The sequence below is a fragment of the Streptomyces murinus genome (assembly GCF_002154555.1).
GTDB lineage: Bacteria > Actinomycetota > Actinomycetes > Streptomycetales > Streptomycetaceae > Streptomyces > Streptomyces murinus.
This window is the reverse complement of sequence record NZ_MUNF01000890.1, coordinates 1-516: the sequence shown is the minus strand read 5'-3', so window position 1 is coordinate 516 and position 516 is coordinate 1. Positions and strand designations below refer to the sequence as shown.

Here is a 516-nt window from a genome sequence, read left to right as displayed (position 1 = left end):
CTCCAGCTGGGTGCGGCAGGAGTAGCCGTCGGCCAGGACCACGGTGTCCGGGGCCGCCTCCCGTATCGAGGGCAGCAGCTGGTCCTCCGCGCAGGCCCGGGAGACCTCGAAGTGGCCCTTCTCGAAGCCGAAGTTCCCGGCCAGACCGCAGCAGCCGCCGGAGAGCTCCCCGGTGAGCCCTGCCGACTCGCGCAGCCGGCGGTCCGGGGCGTCGCCGAGCACCGCGTGCTGATGGCAGTGGGTCNNCAGGACGGCGGCGGCGAGCCGGGCCGCGCGCGGGTCGTCATGCAGGAGTTCCGGCAGGTCGGTGCGCAGGGCGGCCGCGCAGCTCGGTTCCAGCACGACGACCGGGACGCCCGCGCCCAGCACCGGCTCCAGCAGGTCGAGGGTGCGGCGCAGCACCGCCCGTGCGCGGTCCAGCTGGCCGGTGGAGACATAGGTCAGCCCGCAGCAGACGCGGGCGCGGCGGGCCGGGAGGGGGGGGGGTGCCGGGGTCTCGGCGCCGGACCGCGCGAG

At 76.8% G+C, this 516-nt stretch carries 1 pseudogene; it reads right to left on the bottom strand.

The features are described 5' to 3' along the window. A pseudogene (locus tag CCN72_RS36340) lies at positions 1-516 on the bottom strand (FAD-binding oxidoreductase); the annotation flags it as partial.